This window comes from Aquimarina sp. AU119 (assembly GCF_900312735.1).
Lineage (GTDB): Bacteria > Bacteroidota > Bacteroidia > Flavobacteriales > Flavobacteriaceae > Aquimarina > Aquimarina algiphila.
In genome coordinates this window covers 21,245-45,873 of record NZ_OMPF01000003.1, presented here as the reverse complement: position 1 = coordinate 45,873, position 24,629 = coordinate 21,245, and the positions used below count along the sequence as shown (strand labels likewise).

Sequence of the window (24,629 nt, the reverse complement as noted above, 5' to 3'; positions counted from 1 at the left end):
GAAATCGGGGTTAGCGTTTTATCATCACTTTACCATTGATCTTTTCTTTTGGTAAAGAAATAATATAAAAATATAAGCCTTCCTGAAGTGTACTCACATCAAAAGATTTAAGATTATCGCCTTTTTGTGTAAGTGTACTCTTGAAATCTAACATTTTGATTCCGCTGGTATTAAATATTCCCAAGTTGAAATCAGAATTTGCTCTGGAAGCTTTGATATTTACATTCATTAAATCTCCAGCAATTGGATTAGGATATACTTCTACAGCATTGATCGTTTTGCTTGCTCTACCGTCTAAGGCATCCAAATATGTTCTATGAGGAGTAGAGAATCCAAATCCAGCTACAATATCCCAATTAATGGACCAAGTCATTAATCCTCTGAAATCAGCATAACCTGAAGGGTTTTGAAGGGTATATTGTCCCCCAAAAGATTGTCCTTTGATAATATAATCCAATGCTTTATGAACCTCGGATGCGCTTGTATATCCACTTCCAGCTGCGGATGGACTAGCTGGTAATCCTATTGCAACCTGATTTGGTCGTAAAGCAGGAAACTGTTCTCCCGTACTTAATGTGAATCCTTGTAATAATACTTCTGCCATCGCTACATGAAAATCTGCATTTCCAGCAGAATATGATCTACCATCTAATCCTAACATGCTACCAGTATTATAGTGTTGAACATGGATGTAATCCATTTCTGTACGTAATGCATGAATTAAAGGAAGATATGCTCCCCAAATACCACCGTACTGCCCAATACCACCCTGAACATAAGCCGTTTCAGGAGCCATCGATAGAATAAATTTAGACATATCGTATTGAGAAAGGATAGATCTGAAAGCAGAAATAAGATGTACTACTTTTGGAGAAGTCGGATTTGATAAACTGGTATCTCCCGGTGCCAAAGAAATTGAAGTACCTTCAAAATCAATATCCATTCCATCAAATCCGTATTCATTAATAATATTAGTCATTGAACTACTAAAAATCTGAGCATCCGAAGGGTTATCTACATCAACTGCTCCAGTAGCACCACCCATAGAAATTAGGACCTTTTGACCTCTACCTTGTAAGACTCTTACATCATCCTTAAACTCTTGTATAGAAGAATATATACTATTATCCGGAATAAATTCCATGTCTGCACCTAGTTGAACTTTAGGAATTGCAAAAGAGACATTAACTACATCCCATTTATCAGATACATCTCTTAGTTTTGGAGTTGAAGAACCATTATCAAAATTATGCCAATATCCTACTAATATTCGCTTAGGAAGATCTCCTCCTGGCGGTGGTGGATTTATTGATCCTACAGTTATGGTAACTGGTGCTGAATCTACTGTTGTATTATCATTATCGGTCGCACGTGCCATAAGTGTATGATTTCCTTGAGTAGCAGTCCAATTTGTACTGTATGGCGATGACATGTCTTCTCCAACTTCTACTCCATCCACAAAGAACTCAACTTTAGTAACATTTCCATCTGTATCGTTTGCGGTTGCTGTTATATTTATAGATTGTCCAATTGTAAAACTTGCACCATCATTTGGTTGTGTAATGGACACAGTAAGTGCTCCACCACCGCCGGTACAATCTCCAATTTCTTTCCATGCATTTGGCCAAGCCCAACCATTTGGATCACCAGGAGCATAAGGACCTCCTATACTACACCATCCACCAACAATACATTCATATTTTTTATCAAAATTCTGTACAACATCACCCGTATTATATGCTGATCCGTCAACATAAGGTGCAGCATCGCAATCACCTCCGGCATCTGTATTTACCGTAATTGCTACTGCAATAGAAGTACTTGTTGCGGCATCATCATCTGTTGCCATTGCTGTAATACTATGACTTCCTAATGTTGATGTCCAGTTTGCTGTAAATGGAGCTGAAAAATCTTCACTTATCATGATTCCATCTACATAAAATGCCACTTTACTTATACTACCATCTGTATCATTTGCATTAGCTGCTATGCTCACACTTTGTCCTACAGTATACGTTGCTCCTTGAGAAGGGTTTGTAATAGTTACTGTTGGCGACTCATTACCTGTACCTCCCGTTACGCTTATTTCAATTGAAGAAGATGTAGTCATAGCTCCATCATCATCTGTGGCTTTTGCTGTCAACGTATGGTTTCCTTCAATTGCAGTCCAACTCGCAGAATATGGTGATAATGTATCTTCGCTTACCATAGCTCCATCTACATAGAATGTTACTTTAGTAATACTTCCATCACTATCTGAAGCATCTGCATTAATCGTTACGTTCGTTCCGGTGGTAAAAGATGCTCCAGATGCAGGAGATGTTACTGATACCGTTGGTGGAGTATTATTTCCACCGCAAGGATCACCGGTTACCTGATGAATTGCTGCCAGTAGTGAAGTTGCCTGATCGTTAGTATCATGTGATAGTTCCCACATCATAATTCCTCCGCCTCTTTCTATAGCCATTTCTGTCTTAGCTTTTATTGTAGCTATTCCGTTATAATTCATTCCTTGATAAGAATCACTATTAGGATTTGCTCCCATCGCTAATAATTCAGTATAGCTTTTTACTTGTGGCCTACTATAGAAAGGTACTCCTAATACGGCTTTAGATTTTGGCAACCCACGACTTAACCAATAATTTAATCCTCCTTCGGCTTGTCCCATTGAAGAATGATCTGGACCATCATATGCCATGATATTTAAGAAATCTACATCATCAAAAACACCACTTAATATTCCGTCGGCATTCCATCCGGAAACTACTACTGCAGCAGTCAATAATTTCCCTCTGCTATGCATCGCTTGTCCTAACTCCTGCATTAATAATTCATAATTCTGAGGCTCATTTCCTTCTCGAGGATATTCCCAATCCATATCAACACCATCCAGATTATACTGATTCACAAAATTTACCAGGTTATTTATAAATATAGTTCTTGTTGATGGATTAGCTGCAAGGGTTGTAAATGCTGAATCATTTCCATCCATCCATCCTCCTACGGCGATTAATACTTTTACACCTTGAGCATGACCTTGAGTAATAATTTGTTGCATTTTTGCAGTACCATCCAAAGGACGAAGGCTACCATCACTATTTGGTAACAGAAATGAATAATTTATATGTGTTAATTTATCATATTGAATATTCGAAGGGGTGCCTTGCCAGCTTGGCATATACCCTACCACTTTAAAATCACTATTACCTGTACATCCACCATCATTTCCAACGGTTATCGATACAACAGAAGAAGTACTTTGTTTATTCTCATTATCAGTAGCTTTTGCTGTTAACGAAAAACTACCTATAGTAGCATTATTCCAAGTATAGCTATATGGACTCGTTACATCTTCACCTAACTTTGTTGTTCCGTTATAAAATTCTACTTTAGAAACAGATCCGTCACTATCTGATGCATTAACATTGATAGTAATACTATTTCCAACGGTAAAGTTAGTTCCCGAAGTTGGTGATGTTATTGATACCTGTGGCGAAGATCCTCCTCCACTGCAAGGCCCTATTAATTCCCAAACATTTTCTCTATTGGTAACCGGATCATTATTTTGCGTCCACCATTTGGCTCTATATTCATTTCCTTGATAAGAAACCATATCGCCTCCCGTGTATACCTGTTCTGGCACATACGCGGGTGAGGTACATGAACCACCAGTATCACTTACTGTAATAGCAACAGAAGAGGACCCTTCACCATTTTCGTTATCATAAGTCTTGACCATAATTGTATAGTTCCCTTCTGAAACGTTATTCCAGCTATAGGTATATGGAGTAGTTGTTTTTTCTCCTAAAAGTGTAGTTCCATTATAGAATGCTACTTTAGTAATTGTACCATCACTATCACTTGCATTTACGGAAATACTAACATTAGCTCCAACTGTAAATGTATCTCCAGCCTGAGGAGAAGTAATAGATACTGTTGGCAACTGATTACCTCCACTTCCCGTGACTGTAATTGATATCGACGAAGTTGCAGTTCCTCCTTTATCATCGGTTGCTTTTGCTTTAATAGTATAATTTCCTGCAGACACATCATTCCAGTCAAATGTATACGGGGAGGAAGTATCTTCTCCTATTTTAGTATTTCCGTTATAAAATTCTACTTTGGTCACTGTACCATCACTATCACTGGCATTTGCGGCTATAGTAATATTTGAACCTGCAGTAAATGTTGCTCCAGAATCAGGAGAAGTGATGGCAACTGTAGGCATTACATTACCCACTACGCCACTTGCAAAAACTTCATTTACTTTATTGATTAATGGTGATTTTACATTGGACCACCTTTTTAATTTAGTTCCAAAAGATTGAACCGATCCGCTCATCTCTAAGTCACCATAAACAGTCCACACTATAGTTCCTGCAAGGTTATTGTCTTTGATATACTGTGCTTTTATTCCTATAGATTCTTCATCATCATAACTTAAAAAGAAGTTTCCTTTTGTCATATAAGGTACTTTAGCCTGATCATCCCATTGTCTGGTCCATCCGCTTCCTCCTCCAGTCTTTTGTTTAATAAAGAAATAATTTGGTGTACCATCATATACCTCTTGTGGCCAATTTGTATAATCGGCAGCAGTACTCACAGGTCCATCGGGTTGTATAGTTACATTTCTTTTGACGGTAGGTGCGTTTAATGCAGCATTACCCTCTGTTACTACTCCTCTTCCATAAAATGGAATACCAAAGTTTATTTTATTCGAAGGCACTCCCATCGATGTCATCTTATTAAATAATGTTTGCCAGTTAAACTCTGGCGCTTCAGCTCCATCATACGGATATACAGGCGCATTATGTCCCGCTTTATTAGACCAACCACCATTAAAATCGTAGGTCATCATATTAAAATAATCCATGGTATTGGCCAGATTTGACCAGTTAAATCCTTCTAATTTTTTATAATCTGCTGCCATTGCAGCTGTAATTAATTTATCTGGACCAATAGCATTTCTAATTTCCTGAACTAAATTCTCAAAATTAGCATAGTCAGCATTTGTTCCTGTAAAATTCATTCCAGGAAATGGCCCGGGATATTCCCAATCCAGATCAATTCCATCAAACCCCATACTAATCAGCTTTTTACAATCTTCTATGAAACGTGCTCTTTTAACCGGATCTGCCGCCATTTCAGGAAAATGTTTACACATACTCCATCCACCGATAGAAGCCATTACTTTTACTCCATTTTGATGTGCTAACTCCAATAATCCTTTTCCATCACTACCTTCTTTTGGTAATGGTAATGGTAAAGTCCCTTCAAGCCCCCACTCTGGATGGCTCCAGGTATTTCCACCTACAGTTACCTGGTAACCCAATGCTTCAGCGCGTTGTTTTACAGCTTCATTGATGTACTGAATAGGTTCGATTTCACCAAAAAGAATATGAAAATCCCAACTACTATATACATCACTAAATAGTATATCACCTGGTTGTTGCACAGCTCCTGGTTGATAAATATTCTTATTTCGAAGATCTCCACTATGTAAAGATCCATCATTGGCTACTCCAAAAAAGGAATAGTTAAGAATAGTGTATTTTGAATAGTCTATATTCAACTGAGTTAATGCTCCTTGAGCTGGCACTCCTGCCGTAGGTTGTTTCCAAGCATCCCAATTGGTTATATAACCAATGATTTGTTTGTTATGATTGGATGTGTTAGAATTTCCTCCTGTATTCACCTGGGCATTTAAGCTTCCCAGGGCTAAGAAAAAAAATAGAATACATACGGTTTTAACATGAGTTGTGTAATGCAGCCACGGAATCGTGCTGCTTCTCGAAGTTTTCATAATTGTTATAGTTAGGGTTTAAACGATTTTTGTGTGTTACTAAGTTTAAAAAAGAGCTTTAAGTTGATTTTTCGTTTTTTAAAGTAGAAAGAAGTGAAGTATCTAAGAAATTAATTCGCTAAACAACTTCAAAATATTGATTTGTAACACTTAATTAAGGATAAACTGAAATGTTGTAAAAATGAATCAATATAACCTGCAAAAACAATGTCTATAAACTAACAAATATTTGTATTCTAATTTGTGTAACACAATATGTTTAGACCTTAAAGAATATCTTTTTTTTGTATAGCACATAAGACATTAAGGTATAAAATACTACAACCGCAATTGCATATATAAATGAGGAAAAACTTCTGTCCAAAAACTCATAAACAAACAAACATTCAAAAAGCCAACGATGGATAGAAGTATCCTGGGTGATATGAACCAAATAAAATATTTTTGTAAGTATACTGGAAGAAAAATAAATGATAATGGCATTAGCCCCAACTGATTTTATAACTGAACCAAAATTATACTTACTTTCATCCATTAAATAATAAAACAACACTAAAAACAAAATCGCATACCCTGAAGTTACTAATACAAAACTACTGCTCCATAAGGCTTTATTGATTGGAAATAAAAATCCCCACATATACCCTATTACAATAAAAACCGTTCCTATCACTGATAGAAAAAATAGCTTCCGTTTTTTTGTACTTATTAAAATCTCACCTATAAAAACTCCAATGAGTGTTGTCACTATTGCTGGAAAAGTACTTAGAATTCCTTCGGGGTCATAATCAGGCTTCCAAATATGTCCTTTTAACAACTTATAATCTATATAATTAGCCCAGTTATTAGATCCTCTTTGCAATATTGGAGAAGCTCCGTTGGGTAAAGGAATATACGCTAACCATAACCAATATCCTACAAGTATCAATCCTGAGATCATTAATAATTGCCTTTTAGTGCAATTAAGATACAATATAGATGCTATGCAAAATACAATTCCTATACGTTGTAACACTCCCGGAATGCGTAAAGATTTAATTTCAAGAAAAGGAATATAGGGAACAAAAGCATTGAGAAACAATCCTAGTATAATAAGTTTTATGCTTCTAAATATGATCTTTTTGTATGTATTGGTATCTCTATTTTTTTCCTTATAAACAAATGAAATAGAGATACCAACAATAAATAGAAAAAAAGGAAATACAAAATCGGCTAAGGTCAAACCATTCCATTCGGCATGCAATAAAGGTGCATATACATAAGACCAATCTCCAGGGGTATTTACCAAAATCATTAATATTATGGTAAACCCTCTTAAAAAATCAACTGATTGTATCCTTTTCACAATAGCTATGACACCAGAGTTTTACCTATTCGTTTCCAAAGCCTGGATAGCAAGAACCCTGCAATCACTACTACAACAGTTAACATAGAGGCATCTGTGTAATTTCCGTATATCCAGTTTCCAGTTGCAAATAATGCTCCATAGACTAGAATACATCCTAAAATCATGGCTAATATCCCAGAAGGAACCATCCACCTTTCTTTGCCCGTAATAATTTCTACGTCTTGTTTTTTTGCTTTGTTTAATATAAATTTCCATCCAGGTCCACCGGGTTGTATTTTCTTATAAAAATCAAACAGTTTTTGATCATCATCGGGTTTGGTAAGAAAAGTAACCAATAACCAGACAATAGTAGTCACTAAAACAACAAAAGGAAACTCGAACCAATCAGGGAATATTCCTTCTTGAAAGCCATTTTCTATTGCTTTACCAAACAGCTTTTCGTTAATAAAAGAAGTACTTATCACTATAGAAATGATACCTGATGAAAACATTGCTGAAATTTCGCTCCAGGCATTAATCCTCCACCAAAACCATCTTAAAATAAAAATAAGTCCAGTACCGGCTCCAAACATTAATATATACTTAAATAATTGAACCGCATTAGTTAATGCTAACGCAATTAAAGTACTCACTATCATCAATAAAATAGTTGCTATTCTTCCTACATTCACTAGTTTTTTCTCTGTGGCATTCTTATCTACAAACTCTTTATAAACATCATTTACCAGATATGAAGCTCCCCAGTTTAAGTGTGTTGAAATAGTTGACATATAAGCTGCCACTAAAGACGCTACCACTAGTCCTAAAAGTCCTGTTGGTAATTTTGTTAACATCGCAGGATATGCAAGATCATGCCCCAACTTATCCTCTGTGATCCCCGGAAAAGCTTCGCTTAAACTTGCAAGATCAGGAAATACAATAAGGGAAGCTAGTGCAACGATAATCCAAGGCCAAGGTCTTAATGCATAATGCATAATATTAAAAAAGAATGTAGCTCCGATCGCATGTCCTTCACTTTTTGAAGCAAGCATACGCTGTGCTATATACCCACCTCCACCTGGCTCTGCTCCAGGATACCAGGAACTCCACCACTGCACAGCCAAAGGTATAACCAGTAATGTGATCAACCCTTTTTTATCTTCCAATTTTGGGACAAGCGATAGTTTGTCTTGTACATTGGGATTCGACACCAAATTATTAATACCTCCTACTTCGGGTAAATTTACACAATAATAAGCTGCTCCGATTGCACCTGCCATTGCAACAAAGAATAATAAAAAATCAGAGTACACTACCCCTTTAAACCCTCCTATTGCACTAAAAACAAGCGTAACAATAGCGGCATAACCAACGGTTTCAATAGCAGATAATCCTAACATTACTTGACCAATCTTAATAGCGGCTAATGTAACACCAGACATAGCAAGTATATTAAAAATAAAACCCAGATAAACCGAGCGAAATATTCTCAAAAACCGAGCTGATTTTCCTGAATACCGTAATTCATAAAATTCCATGTCTGTATTCACATTTGATCGCCTCCATAATCTTGCATAAATAAATACAGTGAGTAAACCTGTTAACAAAAAAGCCCACCATATCCAATTTCCAGAAACCCCATTTTGTCTAACAATATCTGTTACCAGATTAGGTGTATCAGTAGAAAAAGTAGTTGCTACCATAGAAAATCCTAAGAGCCACCATGGCATATTACGACCGGATAAAAAGTATTCTGATGTGTTCTTTCCAGACTTCCTGGCCACTACAACACCTATAATAAGTGTGGTTAAGAAAAAGAATATGATGATTGAATAATCTAAGGTACTTAGTTCCATTCTTGGTTTTTATTTTAATAAATTTGATTTGTTCTTTAATATTTGTTGTTTGGCGTGCGCCGCATAATTTCTTCCGATAGGAATTCTTTTGCCTCCAACTTCCAAAAGATTACCTTCTATTGACTTAACTTTATCTATGGCTATTGTATATGATTTATGAATTCTAATAAAATTTTCTGAAGGAAGTTCTTCACTTATACTTGAAAGAGATTTATGTGACATAAAAGTACCTTCTATTGTACTCACCCTGATATAGTCTTTAAGGCTTTCTATAAAAAGGATATCACTAAGGAGGATCTTAACTAATTTCTTATCTACCTTCAAAAAAATATGAGCTGGCTGAATGAGATCTATAGAAGGTTCATGTTTTTTAATTGCAATTAATCTAGCAGTTAATTTATTTATAGATTTTAAAAACCGATTAAAGGAGATAGGCTTTACCAAATAGTCCAAAACTTCTAATTCATAACTTTCTAGTGCATATTCTTTATAAGCCGTAGTAATGATCACTTGAGGATATACTTGCAAGCTTTTCAAAAACTCCAAGCCGTTCATCTTAGGCATATTTATATCCAAAAACACTACATCAATATCGCCTAGTTCTAACACGGGCAATGCTTCTATCGGACTTCTAAAAACATTAACAATCTGAACATTTTTAAATTCTTCCAAAAAAGATTCAATAACTTCTATGGCTAAGGGTTCATCATCAATTATTATACATTTAATAGTCATTAGATGGGGATTTTAAGTAAAATCGAATATTCATTATTTTTTCTTGATATGTTTAACGTAAAATTTTTGGGATAGAGAATTTGCAATCTTCGTTTTACATTTTTTATACCTATCCCATTTGATTTTTCAATTTCTAATTGTTCTTCATAATTATTTTTGGATATGAATATCAATTCATTGCCATTTCTTTCAAAAGAAATAGATAGCTCCATTCTATCATTATCCCGAAGACCATGTTTAAAAGCATTTTCTATAAAAGGCAAAAACAACATAGGAACGACTTTAACATCATCTATATTGCCACTTATATCTACATTTGAAATTACCCTATCACAATGACGCATTTTTTCAAGTTCGATATAATTATCTATGTGATCGATCTCTTGTAAAAGAGGTAACTTTTTTTGACTGGTTTCATAGATTACATATCGCATGAAATTAGAAAGTTTCAATACCAAATCTGTAGCTTTTTCAGATTTTTGTATCGTCAACGCATATAAACTATTTAGAGTATTAAAAAAAAAGTGGGGTTGAATCTGAGCTTTCAGATATTTCAATTCTGTTTTATATTGTAATTCGCTTAAATGTTTATTCTTATTTTGCTCTGTAACAAAATCTACTGTAAATTTTATAGCAGAAGTAAGTCCTATTACATATAGTTCTCCTATAGTAACAGCAACAATATGATTAAAACCAAAAGGGTTAAGTTTTCCTTGTACTTCTGGCCAAATATCCTCTGTAACCAGCCAAAAATTAAGTCCAGATCTTAAAACATAATGTACACCAAGTGCAATACAAAGTGCAACAAGATAACCTACATACTTTTTTTTAAGTATAAACTTCGGAACCAGATAATAAATATTAAAATATACTATAATCAAATGAAGAGGAAATTCGACAAGATTGGATTTTAATGAATACCAATAATCATTAAAATAACTTCCCCATCGTACCCAATTAAACAGAAAATAAACAATCCAAAAGTATAAGTGATAGATTCTTTTAATTGTTTTATGAACACCGTTCCCCATTATTAATAATTGATAAAATTCTTTTTTTCATTAACGTTTTAACAAAAATTTTTGAAAAAAGTAAGGCTATTTACACAGAAAACCAAAAAAATTAAGAAAGTGATAACAGCCAAAATACTGATATCTCTGACTATCTGTTGATTGTTATTAAAACGGTGTCGTTTGTCTAAAAAAAATTTTGCAGGAGTATTAAAATATTACTTTGAGATCATTCAAATAAACAACACTATAATATGAAACAAAAAATTTTAACCCTTACCACTTTATTATTTTTTTCTTTTCTGAGCTTTGGACAGGGGATCCAAATTACAGGTATAGTAAAGGGGGCTTCAGATGGCATACCGCTGCCAGGAGTTAATATTGTTATAAAAGGAACTACGAATGGGGTGCAGACAGATTTTGATGGTAATTATACCATTACTGCTGCCACAGGAGATGTAATCGTATTTTCGTATTTGGGAATGGCTAGTAAGGAAATAACTGTCGGTAGTGATACCGTAATTAATGTACAGTTAGAAGCAGATACAGAACAATTAGATGATGTAGTGGTAACTGCACTTGGTATTCAAAAAAGTAGAAAATCATTAACATATGCTGCTCAAGATATTAATGCAGCAGAATTAAGTAAAGTCAAACAAACAAACCCTGTCAATAGCCTTTCTGGTAAGATATCTGGGGTTGTTGTTAATAGAAGTTCTTCTGGGGTTGGAGGATCTGTTAAGGTAACTCTTAGAGGTAATTCTTCTCTAGGTAACAACCAACCGCTCTATGTTGTGGATGGTATTCCGCTATCTAATCCGACCGGAGGGCAACCGAATGATACTTTTGGTGATCTTAATGGTGGGAATAAAGATGGTGGAGACGTCTTATCTCTTATTAACCCAGATGACATTGAATCTTTAACTGTATTAAAGGGAGCATCTGCATCAGCACTTTATGGGAGTGCCGGTTTGAACGGAGTTATATTAATTACTACCAAAAAAGGTAGAGCAGGAAGTTTTAAGGTAAATTTCTCTTCTAATATTCTTGTTGAGAGTGCTGCATATTACATTGACTTAAATGACAAAGCAGAAAATGACATTGAAGATTTCTTTAATACCGGAGTCACATCAATAACTTCTTTATCTGCTTCTGGAGGTAGTGAAAATGCACAAACTTATTTTTCGTATTCTAATACTTTTGCTTCTGGTATACTTCCGACAAATGATCTAAAACAACATACTATTAATATACGAGAAACTGCTAAGTTTTTTGATGGTATAGTTACTGCTAACGCAAGTGTTTTAGCTTCAACTCAAACTATTGATAATCGTCCAGTATCTGGATTATATTTTAACCCTTTAGTTGGTGCTTACAATTTTGATTCTCCCGGAGAACGATTATCTAACTACGAACGATTCGAAGAATTTGATGACACCAGAAATATTCAGAGTCAACGATGGTTTAGACCAACTTTTGATATTGAGCAAAACCCATACTGGATTTTAAACAGAAATGCCAGTGAAGATATCAATAGAAAATTATTAGCCTCTTTAAATTTAAAGTTTAAAATTAATGATTGGTTATCACTACAAACTAGAGGTACTTATGATCAAACTCTTTTAAATTATGACAAAGAAATATTTGCTACTACAGAAGCTACATTAGCTCCCAGTACTGGACGATACATTTTTAATGAACAGGATATCAGACAAATTTATGGAGATATAATTGCTTCTATATCTAAACAGTTTAATACTATTTCTTTATCAGCAAATGTTGGTACCAGTACTACGAGAAGTTCTACAGAGATTCTAAATGCTGATTCGGGAACCGCAGGTGGGCTTCAATTTGCTAACGTATTCTCTATTCAAAATTTTAATGCTAATCCACAGGTTTCACTATCTCAAACTTCCTTAGACAAAAAGGTAAATTCTGTCTTTGCAAGTGCTACCATAGGATTTAATGAAAAACTATTTGTTGATTTAACTGCTCGTAATGATTGGTCATCTTCTTTGCCTTCTAATAATAATTCTTATTTCTATCCTTCGGTAGGTGTAACTGGTATTTTGAGTGAGGTTTTTGACTTAGGGGATCGAATTTCATTTGCAAAAGTACGGGCCTCATATGCAGAAGTTGGTAACGATGTTCCTGCAAATACAGTTTTTCCAGAGCGACAAATCTTATTTGGTGGAGGTATAAGCCCACTTAATCCTGTACGTCCTCTTGGAGAGGTTAGACCAGAACAGCAACAATCATATGAAATCGGAACAGAATGGCGTTTTTTTGATGGTAGATTCGGATTTGATATTGGATATTATCACACTAGTACTGTAGATCAATATTTCCAGGTTCCCGTTTCAACAGGAACAGGAGCTGTAACCGTAGGGGTTAATTCTGGTGATATTATCAACCAAGGTTTTGAAGGATCTATTTTTATCACACCAATACAAACAGAAAACTTTAAATGGACATCAAACATAAATTTTGCTACAAATGATAACGAGGTTGAGGAAATTAGTAATCCTTCAGATGATGTACAAATCGATAATCAGGTAATTTCTGCTCCTGGAGTAAATACTTTTGCCTCCTATTTAGTCGAAGGCGGATCTTATGGAGATATATATGCTCAGGTAGTAAAACGTGATGCGAATGGTCGACCTATTGTAGATAATGGCGCTTTGATTATCAATGATGAGAATCCAGATAACACTATAGCTGGTCTTGAAAAAATTGGTAATGCTAATCCCGATTTTACTTTAGGGTGGAATAACACATTAACATATAAAAATATAAGCCTGGACTTTCTTATAGATGGAAAATTTGGTGGAGAAACAGTGAGTTTAACAGAAGCTGTAGTAGAAGGATTAAGTAATAATTCTAGAAGAGAGACTGAAAATGCACCTATAGAAGTTGTTGATCCTTCTGGAACTGTTTCTACTCTTACGGCTCAGGAATACTACGGGCTTGCTGGAGGTAGAAATGGATTTACAGGAGAGTATGTATACAGTGCAACCAATGTTCGTCTGGCAGAACTGGCTATTGGTTATAACTTCAAATTATCAGAATCTTCTTTTTTCAAGAATATAAAAGCTTCGGCAATTGGTAATAATTTATTCTTTTTCTATAAAGATGCTCCTCACGATCCTAATGTTTCCTTAAGTACCGGAAATGCACTGCAAGGGGTTGATGTTTTAGGTCTTCCTTCGACAAGAAGCTGGGGATTGAATATTAATTTAACTTTTTAAAAAAAGACTATGAAAAACATAAATAATATATTTTTATCGGGGATCGTCATCTTTTCGATGCTATTCTCATCCTGTTCAGATGATTTGGAAGGGATTGATGAAAATCCAAGAAATATTACACAAGAACAATTAGAAGTAGATTTCCAGAATGTAGGCTCTTTATACAAACCTATGTTTGAAAATATTTATCAATATACACCGCCTTGGTCGTATCAATTGCAACAGAATCTTAATGCAGATGTATTTTCTGGGTACATGACTAACCCTAGGCCATTTGTCGCTGGAGCCAATAATACTACATACAATTTGGTAAGTGGCTGGAATAATTTTATATGGAGTGTGCCTTATTCTAATGTGATGAATAATGCACGAACTATTGAAAATGAGACCAAAGATGAGTTTCCAGAATTATTTGCTGTATCTCAAATCTTAAAGGTTACTGCTATGCACAGGGTGTCAGATGTTTTTGGTCCTATTGTATATACAAAATTTGGAGCCTCTGCTACAACAAGTGAATATGATTCTCAGGAAGAGGCTTATACTGCTTTCTTTAATGACCTTGAAGAAGCGATTCAAATCTTATCTGATAATATAGATAGCCCAAGATTTACTGCTTTTGATTTAGCATATGGAGGTAATTATGAAAGTTGGATACGATACGCAAACTCATTACGACTACGTTTAGCCATTCGTATTTCTAAAGTAGATGCTGCCAAAGCAAAAACTGAAGGAGAAAAATCACTCAGTCATCCTATTGGGGTTATGGAATCTAATGCCGATAGCTTTTTTATAAACGGTACTCTTGATCACCCGATAAAGACCATCAATAATTCTTGGGGAGATATTAGAATGAATGCTTCTATGGAGTCTATTTTAATTGGCTATGATGATCCTAGAGCTAATTCATATTTCAGCGAAACAGTTCCAGGAGATAATACTACTGTCCCTGTAGTTCCAGGATCATTAAAAGGTGTTCGTAATGGATTGCCTTTATTACCAGGATACGCAGATGAGTTAGCGCAAAAAGCAGATTATATCACTTTTGCTGTTCTTAACGATAATGTATTAACATCATCTGTTCAACTTATGACTGCTGCAGAAGTGTTTTTCCTAAAAGCAGAAGCAGCATTAAGAGGATGGAGTGGTTCTGGAGATATACAAGGAAACTATGAGCAAGGTATAACATTATCTTTTCAGCAAAGAGGATCTTCTGGAGCGGCTGCTTATATTGCAGATAATACATCAACTCCACAAGATTATGTAGATCCTATTAATTCTGCAAATAATATTGCTGCATTAAGTACCATTACTATTGCCTGGGATAACGCAGCTAGTAATGAAGAAAAGTTAGAACGTATAATTACTCAAAAATGGATAGCAATGTTCCCCGAGGGGCAAGAAGCCTGGAGTGAATATAGACGTACAGGTTACCCAAAAATATTCCCAGTGGTTAGTAATCAAAGTGGTGGAATAGTAGATACCAATCTACAAATTCGAAGAATCCCTTTTGTGGATAGTGAATTACAAACTAACCCTGATGGCGTAGCTGGTGCTGTAACCAAACTTGGTGGCGCAGATAATGCAGGTACCCGGTTATGGTGGGATGTTCCTGGTGGAAATTTTTAATTACAATTAGCCATAAACTAAATTATGAAAGAGATGGAAAAACAATATACATTTTAATTCCATCTCTTTCATCTAAATCTTAAAGCCATTAAAACAACTAAAAAATATCAAACTCTTGAGAATATGATTCAGGAAATTGAATATAAACAGGTAGGGAAGTTCGAAAAAACGAAATTTGAGAAAATTCATAACGAAATATTTCCCGATTCATCAATAGCTTCAAAATTGGTTGCAAACGAAATAGCAGCATTGATTAAGCAAAAACAAAAAGAAGGTAATACGTGCGTACTTGGCTTAGCAACAGGTTCTTCTCCTATAAAGGTGTATGAAGAATTAGTGAGTTTACACCGTTCTGGAGAACTAAGCTTTTCTAATGTAGTAACTTTTAATCTGGATGAGTACTATCCTATGGATACAGAACATCAACAAAGTTACTATCATTTTATGCACCAACATTTATTTGATCATGTAGATATTAATCCAGAGAATGTAAACATTCCCGATGGTACTATTCCAGTAGAAGAAATGGATCAATATTGCATTGATTATGAAATGAAAATTAAGCAATATGGAGGATTAGATTTTCAGCTTCTGGGAATTGGAAGAACAGGTCATATAGGCTTTAATGAGCCCGGATCCCACCCAAATTCTGGCACAAGAATTATTACCCTTGATCACGTGACTAGAACAGATGCTTCTTCTGACTTTAATGGTTTGGAACATGTTCCTAAAAAGGCCGTGACCATGGGGATAAGCACTATTATGAAATCCAGAAGAGTACTATTACTTGCATGGGGACATAAAAAGGCAACAGTGGTTCAGCAAACTATAGAAGGTGAAGTATCTTCAAATATTCCTGCTTCCTTTTTACAGCAACATAAAAACACTACTATCATTCTTGATTCTGAAGCAGCTTCAGAACTTACCCGAATAAAAACACCATGGCTTGTAGATCAATGTATCTGGACAGAGCAATTAAAATTTAAAGCGGTAACATGGCTAAGTCAGGAATTAAATAAACCCGTTTTAAAACTTACCGACAAAGATTATAATGATAATGGGATGTCAAGTCTTTTGGCTGTAGAAGGATCTTCTTATAATTTAAATATCAAGATCTTCAATAAACTTCAACATACAATTACCGGTTGGCCAGGAGGAAAACCAAATGCAGATGATACCAACAGACCCGAGAGGGCTTTACCTGCTAAAAAAAGAGTACTCATTTTCAGCCCGCACCCCGATGATGACGTTATATCTATGGGAGGAACTTTCTTAAGATTAATAGATCAAGGCCATGATGTTCATGTAGCATATCAAACATCGGGAAACATAGCTGTTACAGATGATGAAGCATTAAAATTTTCTGAAGTAGCTTATAATTTTCAAACCAACAATGAAGGGAATAATTTCAAAAAAGTAATAGAATTTCTTACCTCCAAAAACCCAGGAGATATTGATATTCCCGAAGTAAGATTGATCAAAGGGTTGATTAGAAGAATGGAATCTCTTGGAGCAATAAGACATTTTGGTTTATCTGATGAAAAAGTGCATTTTCTGGACCTTCCTTTCTATGAAACTGGTAAAATAAAGAAAAATCCACTTGGCGAAAAAGACGTAAAAATTACTGAAAACTTGATCTCAAAAATAAGACCTCATCAGATATACGCTGCAGGTGATCTTGCTGATCCTCATGGAACTCATAAGGTATGTTTGGATGCTATTTTTGAAGCTGTCAAAAATTTAAAAAATAAAGATTTCATGAAAGATTGTTGGGTATGGTTGTATAGAGGCGCTTGGCAAGAATGGGACGTTTCAGAAATTGAGATGGCTGTACCATTAAGCCCTCATGAAGTAAACAAAAAAACTAACGCTATTTTATATCATCAATCTCAAAAAGACCGAGTAATGTTTCAGGGTGAAGACTCAAGAGAATTTTGGCTAAGAGCACGCGAAAGGAATAGAAATACCGCAATGCTATATGATCAACTTGGATTGGCTGACTATGAAGCTATAGAAGCTTTCAAAAAATATAATTTTTAATGATACAACGCAATAAACTATGATATTATGTGCAGATAGTGGTTCTACAAAATGTGATTGGGTGCTCATCAATAATAATGGTCAACCTGTTTACAAATTTTTAACTCATGGTATAAATCCTCTTTTACTTTCTAAAAATGATATCCAGAGTATCATTCAAAAAGAAGATCTTATTGTACAAAAAAGTGACTTAATACATGGTGTGTATTTTTATGGAGCCGGGTGTGGTGAGGCTAAATCCAAAAAAAAGATAAATCTTGTTTTACAATCTATATTTAAGAACGTTAAAGAAATTAGCATAGAAGAAGATATTATTGGTGCTGTGAAAGCTACAACCCAAAAGCCAGGTATTGTCTGTATCTTGGGAACCGGTGCTAATTCTTGTTATTTTGATGGAAAAAAAGTAATTCAAAAATTTCCTGCTTTAGGTTACCTATTAGCCGACGAAGGTAGTGGTAATTACTTTGGAAAAATATTAATCAAAGATTATTTCTTGGGTCAAATGCCATTAGATATGGCCTCGCTTTTTAAACAAGAATATGATACTGACCTTGATCAATTATTAAATATATTATATCGTACTAGTTTTCCTAATAAGTATTTAGCCTCTTTCGCTAAGTTTATATTTAGAAATAGAGGTAATATATATATCGAAGAAATATTACATGAAGGAATTTTAAACTTTATACGTACATATCTTTTTCAATACAAAGAAGAATTATGTAAATATCCCATCCATTTCGTAGGCTCTGTTGCATATTATTCTCAGGATGTAATTAAAAAAGAATTGGATAACTATGGTTATCAGGTAAAGAGTTTTATCAAAAAACCCATCGACCATCTGGTTAAACAAATCGTTCAACAAGAAATCCTTCAAAAAATAAATTAATAATGAACATACGAAGTATATTTTTCTTTTTTTTAATTTTTATGGCTTGTAAAAACTCTGAAGTTTTACCTTCATCAACAGATCATTTTTTGAGCATTACTCCAAAACCATTAAGAGTAGTCTCCAAAAATGAAAAATTTGAAATTAACAAAAACACTTCTTTTCTATGTAAAGATGAGTCATCAAAGATTATTGCAAATTTCTTTGTTGAAAAAATAAAAGCTCGTATAAACCATTCTTTTACAGTATCTGATACTGGAAATACGAATAACAGGATTCAGCTTATAAAAGAAAACACATTAGGTTTTGAGGATGAAGAGTATCATCTTTCTATCTCAGAAAATGATATAAAAATAAAAGCAAAAACAGATCGAGGGTTGTTCTACGGTATGCAAACCTTTATGCAACTTCTTCCTTTGTATAATCATGATGCTATACAGCTTCCTTTTAAAATTAATGCCGTCGACATCGAAGATAAACCCCGTTTTAGTTGGAGAGGAATGCATCTTGATGTTTCCCGGCATTTTTTCTCTGTTGATTTCATAAAGAAACAACTTGATGTACTTTCTTTATTTAAAATAAATAAATTTCATTGGCATTTAACCGATGATCAAGGCTGGAGAATCGAAATTAAGAAATACCCTAAACTTACAACCATTGGATCTAAAAGGAAAGATGTTGATGGTTCTTATCATCAGGGATATTATACTCAAGAAGAAATAAGAGAAGTAGTACGTTATGCAAAAGATAGATTTATAGATATTGTACCAGAATTTGATACTCCAGGACATGCTATCGCAATTTTAGCAGCATATCCAGAGCTTTCATGTGATAACAAGGAGTATGAAGTGAGAAATTTATGGGGTATCGAATCCAGTATTCTATGTGCTGGAAAAGAAGAAACGTACACTTTTATCGAAAATGTTATCAAGGAACTTTCCTTTCTTTTTCCTTATGAATATTATCATATGGGAGGAGACGAAGTCCCCAAAGAACAATGGAAAAACTCATTAACCTGTCAGCAATTAAAAAAAGAAAAAGGATTAAAAGATGAGAATGAGATCCAAAGTTATTTTATGTCTCGTGTAGAAAAAATCTTAGGAAAATACAACAAGAAAATGATTGGTTGGGATGAGATTCTGGAAGGTGGTATTACTCCTACAACCAACATCATGTCATGGCAAGGTGAAGAAGGAGGTATCAAAGCAGCCAACGAAGGACATGATGTTATCATGACCCCCGTAGAGTATACTTATCTCAATTTCTACCAAGGTGATTATAAAGTAGAACCTCTTGCTTTTGGTGGGTACATCTCACTTGAAAAAACGTATAACTATGATCCTATACCAAAGGAAATTAAAATTGATAAAAGAAAACACATTTTAGGAGCACAAGGAAATTTATGGACCGAATACGCTTCTCAGGAAAAAACCATAGAATATTTGCTTTATCCTCGAATAATAGCTCTCGCTGAAACCACTTGGACACCCAAAGAAAATAAAGATTTTGATAATTTTTTAAAACGATTGAATACGATATATAATGTATTAGATCATTATAATATTAGTCACCATATCCCTCTTCCTGAAGGCCCTACTTCAGATAAAATAACTTTTATTGATAGTGTAAACCTAGAATTCACAACTACTCATCCGGTAAAAATGATATATACCACAGATGGGACAGATCCAAATGGAAATAGTGAAGAATACACAAAACCCTTATTATTTACAGAAACATCAGAATTAAGGATTGCTTCAATATTAGACAATGGTAAAATGAGTACTATTAGAAAATTATCGATAATAAAAGAAAAACCTATTGCTCCTTTGAATACCTCAAAGCTTTCTAAAGGGCTTGTTATGAAAGAAATTAAAGGACATTTTAAAAATGTGAATGATATTAAAAACAATACAAAAACACATACTTCAACTATAAAAAGAATTAAAGATTCTAATACTACCTATAGTTGGGGACATGAAGTTAATGAAGATAATTTTAGGGCAGTATTCTTAGATGGTTTTGTTGATATTCCAGAAGATGGTGTTTACTATTTCTCTAGTGTACAAGATCAGGTTTGGGTTGCCGATCAGTTATTAATTGATTATAAAACTCCGTTAAAAAAACATCCAAAAGAGAGTTCGATTGCTCTACAGAAAGGAAAACATAAACTTAAAATTGTGTATCTAAATAACATAGCTAAGGGTTGGGCAACAGATTGGAATACCGTTGAACTAAAATACAGAAAAGCATCAGAAATGAATTATAAAGAAGTAGACGAACATATGATCTTTCATTAATCTAATAAACTCCTAATTATAAAAATAGAAATCTACACAAACTCTAAAATTAACTAATTATGAATTTACTTAAAAGACTATCGGTTATCGTATTCATACAGGTTTTCTTTTTTTCCTGCTCAAATGAAAACTTTGTAGAAGATGAAATATTAGAAGCACAAAATGCTGAATCTAGTTCTATTGACAAATCAACCCTCACTGAGCCAATAATATTAGGATATTTTCCATCATGGTCAGAAAGTTGGGCAGCACCAGGACAGGGATCGAAACTAAGAGATATTCCAGAGCATGTAACCCATGTTTTCCTCGCCTTTGGGAAACCAAATCTCAGGTATCAAAAAGGATCTTTGGATATTACAAATACAGGTATTCAAACTCCTTATGGTGGTGAGACCTTAAAAGAATCAGTAGCAGCTTTAAAATCCAAAGGAATTAAGGTCATCTTATCTATAGGAGGCGAAACCTATTGGGGTAGCAATGCCGCTTATGACATAAATTATCAGCACATTAAAGATTTAGTAGATGATATGGGGTTTGAAGGTATCGATTGGGATTTTGAACCTAGCGGAAGTTTTCAAACCATTGGTGAGCCTATAAATGTTCAACGATTCATAGATTTCTTTAACAATTCCAGAGCAATCATGCCAAAAGGACAATATGTATTAGCCTGCGCTCCTGCTGGAGCTGGAGCTTTAGGAGGGCTTAATAATGATGATCCCTCCTCTCCTTATGGGTATAGTAAACGAAATGCTGTAACAGGAGAATCTGATACTAATTTATATAATGCAACTTCTCCTAATCAGGCTATTAGTTTATTTGGTTTTTCTTCAACAGGTCATATGATTCCTGTAATGAAAGCTGTAGGTGACAAAATTGATCTTATTGCTTATCAAGGGTATAACACTGGAGCTGCTAGTAATAGGAAGATTATGTACGATGCTTATAAGTATTATGCTAATCAATATGGGTTCTCAATTGCTGCTGGAACCCATTATCCAAATGAACCCTGGGGACCATATTATGAATACAACTATCAAAATATGGCAGATTTATCTAATCATATTGCCGCTAACAATTCTAACGATGGAGTTATGATATGGCAACTCTTATTAGGTAATGGTAATTCTTCTGCATATGGTTATGTTCATGTTGCCAGCCAGGTACTTAGTGGGGTTTCTCAATCACAAGCTATAGCAAACGCTGAAAACTATCCAGAATCTCCATACTCTGGTGGCGGAGGTGGCGGTGGAGGCGGTGGAGGCGGATGTGAGTCTTCTCAATGGAATGCCGCATTAGCATATACCACTGGACAAGAAGTTGTATACCAAAATAAATTGTATAGAGCAAAATGGTGGACACAAGGTAATATTCCTTCATCTAGCACAGGAGCAGGGCAACCATGGGAATTTATAAGAGATTGCGATGGTGGTACAGGTGGAGGAAATAATCAATCTCCTTCGGTTTCTATTACCGCTCCGGGAAATAATTCTTCTATAGTCGTAGGACAAGCCATCAATATTGCTGCAAATGCTACTGATATTGATGGATCAATAACTAAAGTTGAATTTTTCCAGGGAAATACAAAATTAGGAGAAGATACAAGTAGCCCTTATACGTATTCATGGTCTAATGCTACTGTAGGAAGCTATAGCTTGAGTGCTGTTGCTACGGATAATAACAATGCTACAACTACATCCGGTTCTGTTTCAATTACCGTAACCTCTTCTGGCGGAGGTGGAGGAGGTTCTTGTAGTGGTGTTACCAACTGGCAAACCTATCCTACAGTATATAATCAAGGTGATCGTGTAGTATATCAAAATACTTTATATGAAGCACAAACAGGTCCTATCTGGGTTACTCCCGGTAGTGGTGAACATTGGTGGAAAACCATAGGATCATGTCAATAATACCAGCTTAATTATAGTACACTAAAATGAGCTTTTGATTGTTTTAATCCTCTTTTGTCTATTTTGATGAAAGAGGATTTTTTGAATAAAATAATTATATCTATTTTAAATATAATGTAGATTATAATGGATATAGAAAAAAGAACACTTTTTTATGGTTCTTTTTTATATTGACTAAGGCCAATCCTTTGTTTAGCTGTATTTCCTGGTTGTCCAGGGTAGGATTCCATATCTGGATCAAGAGGTCTATTATCTCCACAACCTCCTAACGCACATATTGCATTAGCTACTAAATCCATAGTCATTTTTAACGTCTCCCTGATCCATTTTGATCTCCCTTTGGCATCTCCTGGGTTAGATACAACTTTTATGGCGTCTTGAATTCTTTTTTTCCGGAATTCTTCATTTAAATAATATTCATCTGGTCGTACCCTGCCAAATTCATCTATTTCTTCTGCATATCCTTTATACTCTTTTAACTTATCATACCATTTCTTGTATTTATCAAATACTTCTTTATCTTTTTTTAGTCTTTCATATATTTCTTCCCAGGTAGGTTTTTTCTTATCTGGGTCAAACCTGGCAAAATTTATTTCCTCAGGAAAAGGTCCTCCTCTTTTAGTTTTTTCAAACTGATTGATTTCAATCGAATTTTGATGCTTTTGCATGACTAAATCCAATTGCTGTTGAGAACCTCTAAATATCCAATGATTGATTTCAATAACGGTATCTTGATCCTTTTGGTTACCTTGTAAATGAATTTTCTTTATTTTCCATATAGGTACCTTTGTATTTCCATAATCAAAAGTATCTGATCCCATACTATCATCATAAACAATCTCTATTGATTTTCCTCTATCAAGAATTGTTTTTATTCTTCCCTTATCATCTTTTATGATATCCAGTTTAGCTGGCCTGTATAATTCTACTTCTGTGGTTGAATATACCTTAGGAAAAGCACGCATAAAAAAACCATTTCCAATGTAAGACCAAAGTCCTTTTTTTATTTCTTTACTCCCCGCTCCTAATGGAGCTACTCCTTTTTTTACGGCAATCGCTTCTATCTCATCGTACTTTATTTGAGCAGACTGCATTTTTGTTCGGAGTGAAGCATAGGTGTTCATAAGGGATTTAACCTTTTCGGGAAGTAATTTGTACTTTATCTTATCAAAATTCACCTCCATTGATAACATCTCCTTTTTTGTTAACAATGGTCTTACTGTATTCTGAAATTCAAGAGGGTAGCTGGAAAACTTAGTCCCTACTTCTATTCCCCAAATAAGAGTTTGCACGTGGTATTGAGGAATATCTGGATATATGACTGATTTTTTAAGAATGGAATGTATTACTTTAGCTTTTCTCCCTTTCAGTTTAGCTATTTGGTACCCATCTCCTTTGGTTGGACCATATACCCCGGCTTTTAAACAATATGATCTCACAGTCGACCTATAATAGCCTGGTCCAAGAGTAGAGCTTCCAATTGGTTCTGCCATTTCTGGTATAAACATATCTTCATCAAACCAATCAATACCATAGAGTGTATCCTGTATCGAGGTTGATATTGCTTTAGTTTTTTCAAAAGGCATTCTTTTACCTGTAACATTTCTTACCTTCTTCAATACTTTATCAAATATCTGAGCGCTACTGGCAGTTCCTATCAATAAGAAGAAGAAAAACAACCCTATTTTGAAACCTATTTTCTTTACCTTCAAAAAGTTTAATTCCATAATTTCATATCCCTTTTACTAGTATAGTTCATTTAAATGTATGGCATATAAAAATGAACTTAACCGAGTATTAGAATATCAGTTTAGAATATTAGAATTCACTAGAGTATAATGAGAATTTTTAATTGAGTTGGACAACCTATCATCACCTATAAACATTT

At 34.6% G+C, this 24,629-nt stretch carries 12 protein-coding genes; 6 read left to right on the top strand and 6 right to left on the bottom strand.

Features of this window, described 5'->3' with window-relative positions; translation table 11 throughout:
- Positions 1 to 10: 10 nt before the first annotated feature.
- The 5 genes from DK442_RS28435 to DK442_RS03680 form a co-directional block, all read right to left on the bottom strand.
- On the bottom strand, positions 11 to 5,803 hold the full coding sequence (locus DK442_RS28435) for a glycosyl hydrolase family 18 protein (RefSeq protein ID WP_109434510.1): 5,793 nt from the start codon (positions 5,801 to 5,803) through the stop codon (positions 11 to 13).
- Between the two features lie 259 nt (positions 5,804 to 6,062).
- Positions 6,063 to 7,148, bottom strand: coding sequence for an acyltransferase family protein (locus DK442_RS03695; protein WP_370444654.1), 1,086 nt, complete (start codon positions 7,146 to 7,148; stop codon positions 6,063 to 6,065).
- 5 nt (positions 7,149 to 7,153) lie between these two features.
- Positions 7,154 to 8,986, bottom strand: coding sequence for a sodium:solute symporter family protein (locus DK442_RS03690; RefSeq protein WP_109434508.1), 1,833 nt, complete (start codon positions 8,984 to 8,986; stop codon positions 7,154 to 7,156).
- A gap of 9 nt (positions 8,987 to 8,995) precedes the next feature.
- Entirely contained in the window at positions 8,996 to 9,721 is a 726-nt protein-coding gene (locus DK442_RS03685; protein WP_109434507.1) for a LytTR family DNA-binding domain-containing protein, read from the bottom strand.
- Positions 9,721 to 10,752, bottom strand: a complete 1,032-nt coding sequence (locus DK442_RS03680) for a sensor histidine kinase (RefSeq protein WP_109434506.1) — start codon at positions 10,750 to 10,752, stop codon at positions 9,721 to 9,723. Before DK442_RS03680 ends, DK442_RS03685 begins: the two co-directional genes overlap by 1 nt.
- Before the next feature lie 233 nt (positions 10,753 to 10,985).
- On the opposite strand from DK442_RS03680, the gene DK442_RS03675 reads away from it, so the two are divergent.
- The 6 genes from DK442_RS03675 to DK442_RS03650 all read left to right on the top strand — a co-directional run bounded on the left by DK442_RS03675 (position 10,986) and on the right by DK442_RS03650 (position 22,741).
- Complete coding sequence (locus DK442_RS03675) at positions 10,986 to 13,979, top strand: TonB-dependent receptor plug domain-containing protein (RefSeq protein WP_109434505.1); 2,994 nt, start codon at positions 10,986 to 10,988, stop codon at positions 13,977 to 13,979.
- 9 nt (positions 13,980 to 13,988) lie between these two features.
- Entirely contained in the window at positions 13,989 to 15,605 is a 1,617-nt protein-coding gene (locus DK442_RS03670; RefSeq protein WP_109434504.1) for a RagB/SusD family nutrient uptake outer membrane protein, read from the top strand.
- 123 nt (positions 15,606 to 15,728) lie between these two features.
- Positions 15,729 to 17,645, top strand: coding sequence for a glucosamine-6-phosphate deaminase (gene nagB / locus DK442_RS03665; protein ID WP_109434503.1), 1,917 nt, complete (start codon positions 15,729 to 15,731; stop codon positions 17,643 to 17,645).
- A 19-nt stretch (positions 17,646 to 17,664) separates the two neighbouring features.
- Positions 17,665 to 18,534, top strand: a complete 870-nt coding sequence (locus tag DK442_RS03660) for a BadF/BadG/BcrA/BcrD ATPase family protein (RefSeq protein WP_109434502.1) — start codon at positions 17,665 to 17,667, stop codon at positions 18,532 to 18,534.
- Between the two features lie 2 nt (positions 18,535 to 18,536).
- Positions 18,537 to 20,834: a family 20 glycosylhydrolase gene (locus tag DK442_RS03655; RefSeq protein WP_109434501.1), complete on the top strand. Its 2,298-nt coding sequence runs from the start codon at positions 18,537 to 18,539 to the stop codon at positions 20,832 to 20,834.
- A gap of 59 nt (positions 20,835 to 20,893) precedes the next feature.
- A complete protein-coding gene (locus tag DK442_RS03650; RefSeq protein WP_109434500.1) occupies positions 20,894 to 22,741 on the top strand; it encodes an Ig-like domain-containing protein in 1,848 nt (615 codons plus the stop codon).
- A gap of 152 nt (positions 22,742 to 22,893) precedes the next feature.
- On the opposite strand, the gene DK442_RS03645 is transcribed toward DK442_RS03650, so the two are convergent.
- Entirely contained in the window at positions 22,894 to 24,468 is a 1,575-nt protein-coding gene (locus DK442_RS03645; protein ID WP_109434499.1) for a hypothetical protein, read from the bottom strand.
- Positions 24,469 to 24,629: the final 161 nt, after the last annotated feature.

Excerpts from the sequence above, each read along its gene's own strand:
- DK442_RS03670 (WP_109434504.1), top strand. The coding sequence starts at position 13,989 with ATGAAAAACATAAATAATATATTTTTATCGGGGATCGTCATCTTTTCG.
- DK442_RS03660 (WP_109434502.1), top strand. The coding sequence starts at position 17,665 with ATGATATTATGTGCAGATAGTGGTTCTACAAAATGTGATTGGGTGCTC.
- DK442_RS03675 (WP_109434505.1), top strand. The coding sequence starts at position 10,986 with ATGAAACAAAAAATTTTAACCCTTACCACTTTATTATTTTTTTCTTTT.
- nagB (WP_109434503.1), top strand. The coding sequence starts at position 15,729 with ATGATTCAGGAAATTGAATATAAACAGGTAGGGAAGTTCGAAAAAACG.
- DK442_RS03650 (WP_109434500.1), top strand. The coding sequence starts at position 20,894 with ATGAATTTACTTAAAAGACTATCGGTTATCGTATTCATACAGGTTTTC.
- DK442_RS03680 (WP_109434506.1), bottom strand. The coding sequence starts at position 10,752 with ATGGGGAACGGTGTTCATAAAACAATTAAAAGAATCTATCACTTATAC.
- DK442_RS03690 (WP_109434508.1), bottom strand. The coding sequence starts at position 8,986 with ATGGAACTAAGTACCTTAGATTATTCAATCATCATATTCTTTTTCTTA.
- DK442_RS03645 (WP_109434499.1), bottom strand. The coding sequence starts at position 24,468 with ATGGAATTAAACTTTTTGAAGGTAAAGAAAATAGGTTTCAAAATAGGG.
- DK442_RS03685 (WP_109434507.1), bottom strand. The coding sequence starts at position 9,721 with ATGACTATTAAATGTATAATAATTGATGATGAACCCTTAGCCATAGAA.
- DK442_RS03655 (WP_109434501.1), top strand. The coding sequence starts at position 18,537 with ATGAACATACGAAGTATATTTTTCTTTTTTTTAATTTTTATGGCTTGT.
- DK442_RS28435 (WP_109434510.1), bottom strand. The coding sequence starts at position 5,803 with ATGAAAACTTCGAGAAGCAGCACGATTCCGTGGCTGCATTACACAACT.